Consider the following 8,006-nt stretch of genomic DNA (forward strand, 5'->3'; position numbering starts at 1 on the left):
GCCCACGACCCTTCAGGCTAGCGGGCGAGCGGGTCTTGTTCCGCGTACTCCCGGTCGAGCAGGCAGCCGGTCGCCTTGAACCAGCAGATCGAGTCGTGCGCGGCGACGACCGCCAGCTTAATCTGCTCGGACGCACCCGGGTCGGCCAAAGCCGCCCACTTGGCGCTATCGGCCGCCTGCTCAAGCTCGAATACGGCCTCGCGTTGGCCGGGAGTAGGGTCGCCTTCCACCGCGGGCCGCGTTTTCGCAAATTTCCGCCGAAACTCCGCAACGACCGCCACGAGAACTGGGCATGCTATGCCGTCAGACGCCAGCGCGGCTTCGGCCGCGGTCAATCGGCTGTCTAGCTGGAAGCAGACCTGTTTTGAAATCGTTGTCGTCATGATGCTCTCCCAGTCAGGCCGGCCGCGCCCTGAAAAACACCCCTACGGCCTTCCTGCGCGGTTTTCCCGCCGCCACGTGCTCCCGGCCGGGCGCTGTGCCGGGAACAGTGCGTGCGTCTTGGCTATAGGCTTATAAATTGTAGTCAGGCAGCTCGACCCCGCAAGGAGCAGGCCGCCGCGCGGCTGGTCTGCATCACCCCACCGCCGGCCGAGGTCATGCCCTCGACCACCCGGTGCAAATCGCCCCCGCGGTGGCGAGCCGATGGTGCAGCGGTTACAGAGCATGGACGAGCTGTTCAAAGGCCAAAAGCYGGCCCTGGTACCTGCGGTTCAAGCTGAGCTTTCGCGACCTGGTGGAGATGATGGGCGTCGACCCGCGCACGAGCGGCGGACGTCGCGTGCTCTTTATGTCGGGCGACGATGCGCCGGCCAACGCCGACGTGACGCGGCTCTTCGCATCGTTCTTCTCGACGACGCCCTTCTCCCATCCGGAAGCGACGTTGCAGAAGTCAGGGTCGTACAGGTAGTGCGCGCACATGTCCGCGAAGCGCGCGTTGACGGTGCGCCCCTGGACCTTGTGCACCTTGTCGACGGCAGTGCGCATGTTGTCGTAGTTGCCGCGTCGGCTGAAGCTTGCGGTAGATGCCGCCGATCACCAGAGGCTCGTCGCTCCAATCGAACTGGAACGCCTCGCCCGTCTCGAAGGCCAGCGGCACGAATGCCTTGCCGATCGCGACCCCGCATTGCTGCGCCCGCCAGACACGGATGAAGTCCGTTGGACCTTGCCAATCATGGCCATAGCGATCACTCCTGATACCTCGCCGCTTAAAAAAGCAGCAGGGTAGGCTGAACACCCGGGTGAAATTTGAAGCGGCACAACCCTCACAGGTGGGTCATTTTTCGGCCGGCGCCAACACCGTATCCGGGATCGCGTCGCTGATGGCTGGATGCGGGCCGCGGATAGCCCGGCATGTCGAACGCGATCGCCTTCAGTTCAGCTTCGACCTTGCGGCCGGTCTGCTCGTCCAGTTCGACCAGCGGCGGGCGCACTCTGCGCCATTGCGCATCGCCTGACAACGTGGCAACGGCGTGCTTCATCGCGGGAATCATGAAGCCGCCCTGAAACACCTTGCGGACGGCGTCGGCCTTGGCCTGCAGTTCCTGGCGTTCGTCGCCGTTCCATTCTTCGAACACGCGATGGATGCCCGCCGGGTTCATATTCACCGTGGCGCTGATGCAGCCTGCCGCGCCGATCGGCATGGCGGCCGAGAGGAACGATTCGCTGGCCGGGAACACGTCGAAGCCATCAGCCGCAAAGTTGTCGATCATGGCCTTGGTATTGGCCCAGTCGCCCGAAGAATCCTTGGCGCCCGCAATCACCGTCGGGAAGCGCCTGAGCAGCCGCTCGATGAGGCCGAGCGTGATCGGCACGCAGGTGAACTGGGGGATGTGATACAGGTAGATCGGCGCGCAGCCGGCGCCGACGCGCTCGATGATCTCCGCGTAGTAGGCGAACACGCCGTCATCGGAGACGCCCTTGAAGAAGAAGGGCGGCAGGATTAGCAGCCCACCGGCGCCTGTCGTGCTGGCATGGCGCGAGAGTGTGACGGCGTCGGGCAGCGCGCACGCGCCGGTGCCCGACATCATCCGCGCGGCCGGAATGCCGGCTTCCACCAGTTGGTCTGTCAGGGACAGGCGCTCGGACACGGAGATCGAAGCCGCTTCGGAGTTGGTGCCGAAGATCGCCAGTCCGGCGTTGTTGTCGACCAGCCAGCGGCAGTGCGCGATGAAGCGCGCGACGTCGGGCTCGAGCTTGTGGTCGAAAGGGGTCAGCACCGGCGCCAGAACGCCGCGCAGTCTTGTCGTCATGAAGGTTTCTCGTGGAGATCGCACTACCGCGGAACTTTGCCGAGCGAGCGCGAGGCGCGCAGGAAATCGAAGTCGACTCCCTGGTCGGCCTGCGTCACCGACGCCAGGAAGAGCTTGCGGTAGCCGCGCTCGGCTGTCGGTGCCATCACCGGCGACTCCTTCGCGCGCCGCGCCAGTTCGTCGTCGGACACCAGCAGCGCGATCTCGCGGTTGGCCACGCTCAACCGGATGCGGTCGCCGTTGCGCACATGGGCGAGCGGACCTCCGATGGCGGATTCGGGGGTCACGTGCAGCACGATGGTGCCGAAGGCGGTGCCGCTCATGCGTCCATCGGAAATGCGCACGATGTCCTTGACGCCGGCGCGCGCCAGCTTGCGCGGGATTGGGAGGTAGCCGGCCTCGGGCATGCCCGGTGCGCCCTTGGGGCCGATGTTCTTGAGCACCAGCACATCCTGCGGCGTCACGTCGAGCGCGTCGCTGTCGATCCGCTCGACGAGGTCTTCGATGTTCTCGAACACCACCGCGCGGCCTTCGTGCTCCATCAGCTTCGGATCTGCCGCCGACTGCTTGATGATCGCGCCGCCGGGGGCCAGGTTGCCGCGCAGCACGGCGATGGCACCTTGCGGGTAGATCGGCCTGTCGGCCGGGCGAACCACATCCTGCGGGAAGCCCGGACCCGCGCGTTCGATCTCTTCGCCGAGCGTGCGGCCGGTGACGGTCAGCGCGTCGAGCTGGAGCAGAGGCTTGAGCTCGCGCAGCAGCGTCGCCATTCCGCCGGCATTGTGGAAGTCCTCCATGTAGTGCTGTCCCGAGGGCTTCAAGTCCAGCAGCACCGGTGTTTCGCGCCCCATGCGGTCCAGCGCGGCCATGTCGATCTCGAGGCCCATGCGACCGGCAATCGCGGCGAGGTGGACGATGCCGTTGGTCGAGCCGCCGATCGCGAGCAGCACGCGCATCGCGTTCTCGAACGCTGCGGGCGTCAGCACCTTGTCGATGGTCAGGCCGTCGCGCGCCATCTGCACCGCCTGGGCGCCGGTCTGCTCGGCGATGCGGATGCGGTCGGCCGTCACGGCGGGCGGAGAGGCGCCGCCCGGCATCGTCATGCCGAGCGCCTCGGCGATGCAGGCCATGGTGCTGGCAGTACCCATCACGGAGCAGGTGCCGACGCTGGCGACCAGTTGGTTGTTCACGTCGACGGTTTCTTCCGCCTCAATCTCCCCGGCGCGGAACTTGGCCCAGTAGCGCCGGCAATCGGTGCAGGCGCCGACGCGCTCGCCCCGGTGGCTGCCGGTCAGCATCGAGCCGGTGATGAGCTGGATCGAGGGGATGCCGGCCGAGGCCGCGCCCATCAACTGCGCCGGCACGGTCTTGTCGCACCCACCGATCAGCACGACGGCGTCCATCGGCTGGGCACGCACCATCTCCTCGGTGTCCATCGACATCAGGTTGCGCAGGTACATGCTGGTCGGCGCGGCGAAGCTCTCGTGGATCGAGATCGTCGGGAAGTCCATCGGCAGGCCGCCGGCCAGCATGACGCCACGCTTGACCGCTTCGATCAGCTGCGGCGTGTTGCCGTGGCACGGGTTGTAGGCGCTGCCGGTGTTGGCGATGCCGACCACCGGCCGGTCCAGCGCCTTGTCGGTGAAGCCCGCGCCCTTGATGAACGCCTTGCGTAGGAACAGCGAGAAGCCCTGGTCGCCGTAGCTGGTCAGGCCCTTGCGCATGCCCGAGTTGTCCTGGGAATCATCGGGCTCGAACGGGAATTTTGGAGTCGGCATGTGGGTGTGTCTCAAGGAGAAGTGCGCCGACTGTCAGCGTGCTCGGGACCGGGCCAGCTGGTCGGCCAGCAGCTTCATGAAGAAGCCCCCCACCACCGAGCGCGCTTGGTTCGCCCGCCGCCTGCCCGAGTGCGCAAAATAGATGTCGGCAAGCGGTACCCGATGGGGTGTTTCGTCGACGTAGCGAAAAATCGGCGCAATGAACTCCTCGAAGGTGGCTTTGTCCTCCGCCATGGTCGCGACCCAGATCGCCCATTCGGGCTTGGCCGCAGGGCTGCGGCTGTCGAGCGGCGTGCCGTAGTCCAGGCGCTTCGTCGCATAGAAGGCGAGCTCCTTGCGCATCACCTCCTTTGGGAAAAGGGAGAGTCCGAAGACGCTGTCCCAGGCAAGGTTGTATTTCTGGCTCCAGCTGCCAGGCTTGTCGAAGGCGAGCCGGTAGTGGTCGCCGTCGTCGGCCATGCGCTGCCAGCGTGCGGCGAAGTCCTCGGCGATGGCGCGGTACCTGTCGCTGACGTCCTTCTTGCCGAGCATCTCGGCCAACCTGGCGTAGCAGGCGATCGCGACGACCGACTTCGCCGAAAGGTTGACGCTGTGTCCCATCATGCCGGTGAAGTCGTCGGTCACCAGCTGGGACTCCGGGTCCAGGCCATGCTCGACCAGGTAGTCGGTCCATCGGCTCAGCTGGTCCCACTGCGCCGCCGCGTAGTCGGCATGGCCTTCGCGCATGCACACTGCCGTCGTGAGCGTGAGCATGTTGCCGCATTCCTCCACCGGCATCTGGGCCAGCCCGGTTTGCTCCGGCAGGTGGAAGTTCTTGTAGACCTGCCCGTTGGCCTTCGGATACAGCCCCAGGTCATGGGCAGGAAACGGGTGTGTCCACCTTTCGCTTCGGCAATAGTCGAAGATCGGGTCGAGCATCCCTTTCATCAGCTCCGGATTCGCATAGAGGAACAATGGGGCCGACTTGTAGTTGACGTCCACGGTGCCCATGCAGGCGTTGCTGAAGTTCTCTTTGGAGAAGAAGAAGGGCCGGCCGTCGGGCGCTGCMACCAGCTTGCAGGCGCTGATCGCCTGGCGGTAGGCGAGTGCGACAAGGCTGGCGTACTGCGCGCCGCCCACCCGTTGCGCCTCGGCCATCAAATGGCCGTCGTATGCGTCGCAACGCTCCCGCACCGAGACGCGGTCCGCGTAAGCGGCATCGAGCATGGACTGCGGCGAGGCGTCTGCAAATCGCCGCCACCAGGCACGCAGCGTCTCGCCGAAATACTCCACCGAGTACTCGTCGTCGTAGCCGATCAGCACGACACCCTGGCCTTCGCGCTGTCCGCTGCACGACAGATCCAGTTTCACCGCCAGCACCGCTTCGCCCCAGTAGGTCGACTTTCTCGGCATCGGCAGCAGATGCTCGTCGCTGAGAACGCCACGTTCCACGAATGCTGCGCGACAGTAGTCGATATCGCCGATGAGCGCCTGGGCATCGCGTGGCACGGCCAGCAGCGCGGTGCCCCAGTCGATACGCAGATCGTCGCCCGCTTTCTGCAGGACCGGCTGTTCGATGCTGCGAAAGCCGAGAACCAGCAGCTCGTCCGTCTCCGCGCGATGCCATGCGACCTTCTGGTGGGGCACGTTGACCGCCCACTGCGAGCTCATGTCGAGATAGACATCGACTTGATGGGTCGCGCCGTCGAGGGAGCGTGTGCGCAGGTGCACGTAGCTGGCGGGACGCGACAGCAGTTCCAGATCATCCAGCAGCAGCGGGCTCAGGAAGACCACCTCCAGCTCCACGGGCCCGGCCTGGAACCTGTAGCGGGTCTGCGTCGGCAGAACCTCGAGCGACAACTGCCTGACGCTGTCTGCGAGCACTTCCGGCCCACCCATGAATCGCATGGGCTTGCCATCGACGCGCACCATGCCGCACAGCGCGAAATCGGTGCCGGTCCAGTGCTTGGGCCATTGGTCATAGAGGTGGTCGGCAAAAGACCAGCAGCTGGTATACGGGTCGATGGTGATCAGGGGAACGGCCGGCGGCCGAAGCGGCAAATTCATATCAGTCTGCTTTCAGATCGAGTTTCTTGACGACCACGGCCCAGCGTTCGGTCTCTGCGTCGATGAACGCGGAAAACTCCGCGGGCGTGCTCCCGACGGGCACGATGTCCGACTTGGCGAGCACGTCGATGACGACCGGGTCCTTCATGACGGCGCGCAATGCGGTCGACAGCTTGTCGATGATGGGTTGCGGCGTGCCGGCCGGGGCGAACACGCCGTGCCAGGCATTCGCCGCGAAGCCCGGCAGGTAGTCGGCGATCGGCGGCAGTTCGGGCGCGCTCTTGAGGCGCATCGGCGTCGACACGGCAAGGGCACGCACCCTGCCGGTGTGGGCTTGGGGCAACGCCGTCACCGAGTTGTCGAACATGAGCTGCACCTGGCCCCCGATGACGTCGACCATGGCGGGGCCGCTTCCCTTGTAGGGGACGTGGGTCATGTCGGTTCCGCTCATCATCTTGAAGAGTTCGGACGCCAGATGGATCGAGGTTCCGGCGCCCGGCGTCGCGTAGAAGACCTTGCCCTGGTTCTTCTTCAGATAGTCGATCAACTCGGGAACCGACTTGACCGGGAGGTCGTTGTTCACGACCAGCACATTCGGCACCAGGCTCACCTGCGAGATGGCAATAAAGTCCTTGCGGTGGTCATACGGCATGTTCTTGTAGAGAGACGGGTTGATGCCGTGCGTCGCGACCGTGCCCAGCAGCAGCGTGTAGCCGTCGGGCGGCGCAATGGCCACGCCGGCGCTGCCGGTGTTGCCGCCGGCGCCTGGCTTGTTGACAACGATGAATGGCTTGCCAAGCCGCTCGCCGAGTTTCTGCGCGACGATGCGCGCGAGTACATCGGTCGGACCTCCGGCCGCAAATGGGACCACGAGCGTCACGGGGCCGCTCGGATACTTCGCGATGGCCGCGGCGGCGTTCTCCTGTGCCGCCGCATGCGACGCGAAGAAGCTCGCCGCGAAGATCAGGACCGACGAAATCAAGGCACGCATGGATGTCTCCTGTGAAAAGCGCAAATGAGTGAACCCGTGCTCATCGCTGCAAAGGATGGGATCGCCTCGTCGTGTAGCGTTATCAGATTATCGATAATATGGCCTCATAAAGTCAATAGACTTTGCAGGCGGCACCTGTCAACGCGGGAGTGATGCGGCGCTGCTTATCGACTAACAGTTCGCATTATTGATAATATGGGCCGTACGCTTTCCCCACTGCATGCCGCATCGCACCCGTTGGAGACATCGATGAATCAAGCCCTTCCCCCGTTCGATGGCCGCCGAAACGATCGCGAACACGCAATGAGTCCCGGCCAGTCCGCTCGGCGTCCGCCTTTGCGCGTAGGGTTGGTGGGCGCCGGGTGGGTCACCCAGCACCACCTTGCCGGTTGGCAGCAGTGTCTCGATCGCGCCAGCGTGATTGCCATTGCGGATCCGGACCGCCAGCGAGCAGAGCTTCGGGCGCGGGAGTACGGGATCACAAGCGTGCTCGACAGTGCCGAGCGGATGCTCGACGCCATAGAGCTCGACGCAATCGACATCGCCGCACCGCGGCAACTCCATGCGCAGCTCGTGCGCCTCGCGGCCGGCCGGGGCCTTGCCGTCCTCTGCCAAAAGCCGCTTGCCCCCACCTTCGGCGAAGCGCAGGCGCTGGTCGACGAGGTCGCGCCGAAGTGCAGGCTGATGGTCCACGAGAACTGGCGATTCCGTCCGCACTACCGCGCTATTTCGCAGTGGCTCGGCGAGGGCCGCATCGGCGAGGTCGTGCAGGCGCAGATGAACTTCCTGACCTCGGGCCTCATCGCCGACGCAGAAGGCGGGTTGCCGGCGCTCGTGCGTCAGCCCTTCCTCGCCGGCCTCGATCGGGCGCTCGTGATGGAGATCGTCATTCACCATGTCGACACGCTGCGCTTCCTGCTGGGCGACCTGACGTTGATG

General features: G+C 65.2%; 6 protein-coding genes and 1 pseudogene. 1 reads left to right on the forward strand and 6 read right to left on the reverse strand.

Annotation, left to right across the window (positions count from 1 at the left end; genetic code table 11):
• Positions 1-17 precede the first annotated feature (17 nt).
• From AC1DY5_RS33320 to AC1DY5_RS33345, 6 genes and pseudogenes are all read right to left on the reverse strand, one after another.
• Positions 18-383, reverse strand: coding sequence for a hypothetical protein (locus AC1DY5_RS33320; protein WP_478118469.1), 366 nt, complete (start codon positions 381-383; stop codon positions 18-20).
• Positions 384-828: 445 nt separating this feature from the next.
• Positions 829-1,198: pseudogene (locus AC1DY5_RS33325) on the reverse strand (IS21 family transposase); the annotation flags it as partial.
• A 67-nt stretch (positions 1,199-1,265) separates the two neighbouring features.
• The gene (locus AC1DY5_RS33330) at positions 1,266-2,252 is read right to left on the reverse strand and encodes a dihydrodipicolinate synthase family protein (protein ID WP_478118471.1); all 987 of its coding nucleotides are present in this window, start codon (positions 2,250-2,252) and stop codon (positions 1,266-1,268) included.
• A gap of 23 nt (positions 2,253-2,275) precedes the next feature.
• A complete protein-coding gene (locus tag AC1DY5_RS33335; protein WP_478118473.1) occupies positions 2,276-4,030 on the reverse strand; it encodes an IlvD/Edd family dehydratase in 1,755 nt (584 codons plus the stop codon).
• Positions 4,031-4,063: 33 nt separating this feature from the next.
• Positions 4,064-6,076 (reverse strand): glutaminase domain-containing protein, encoded by a 2,013-nt coding sequence (locus AC1DY5_RS33340; RefSeq protein WP_478118475.1) that lies wholly within the window; start codon positions 6,074-6,076, stop codon positions 4,064-4,066.
• 1 nt (position 6,077) lies between these two features.
• Complete coding sequence (locus tag AC1DY5_RS33345; RefSeq protein WP_478118477.1) at positions 6,078-7,067, reverse strand: Bug family tripartite tricarboxylate transporter substrate binding protein; 990 nt, start codon at positions 7,065-7,067, stop codon at positions 6,078-6,080.
• Between the two features lie 249 nt (positions 7,068-7,316).
• On the opposite strand from AC1DY5_RS33345, the gene AC1DY5_RS33350 reads away from it, so the two are divergent.
• The coding region (locus AC1DY5_RS33350) for a Gfo/Idh/MocA family protein (protein ID WP_478118479.1) at positions 7,317-8,006 on the forward strand (690 nt) is incomplete at its 3' end.

It is taken from the genome of Variovorax sp. P4_D9, from assembly GCF_056401695.1.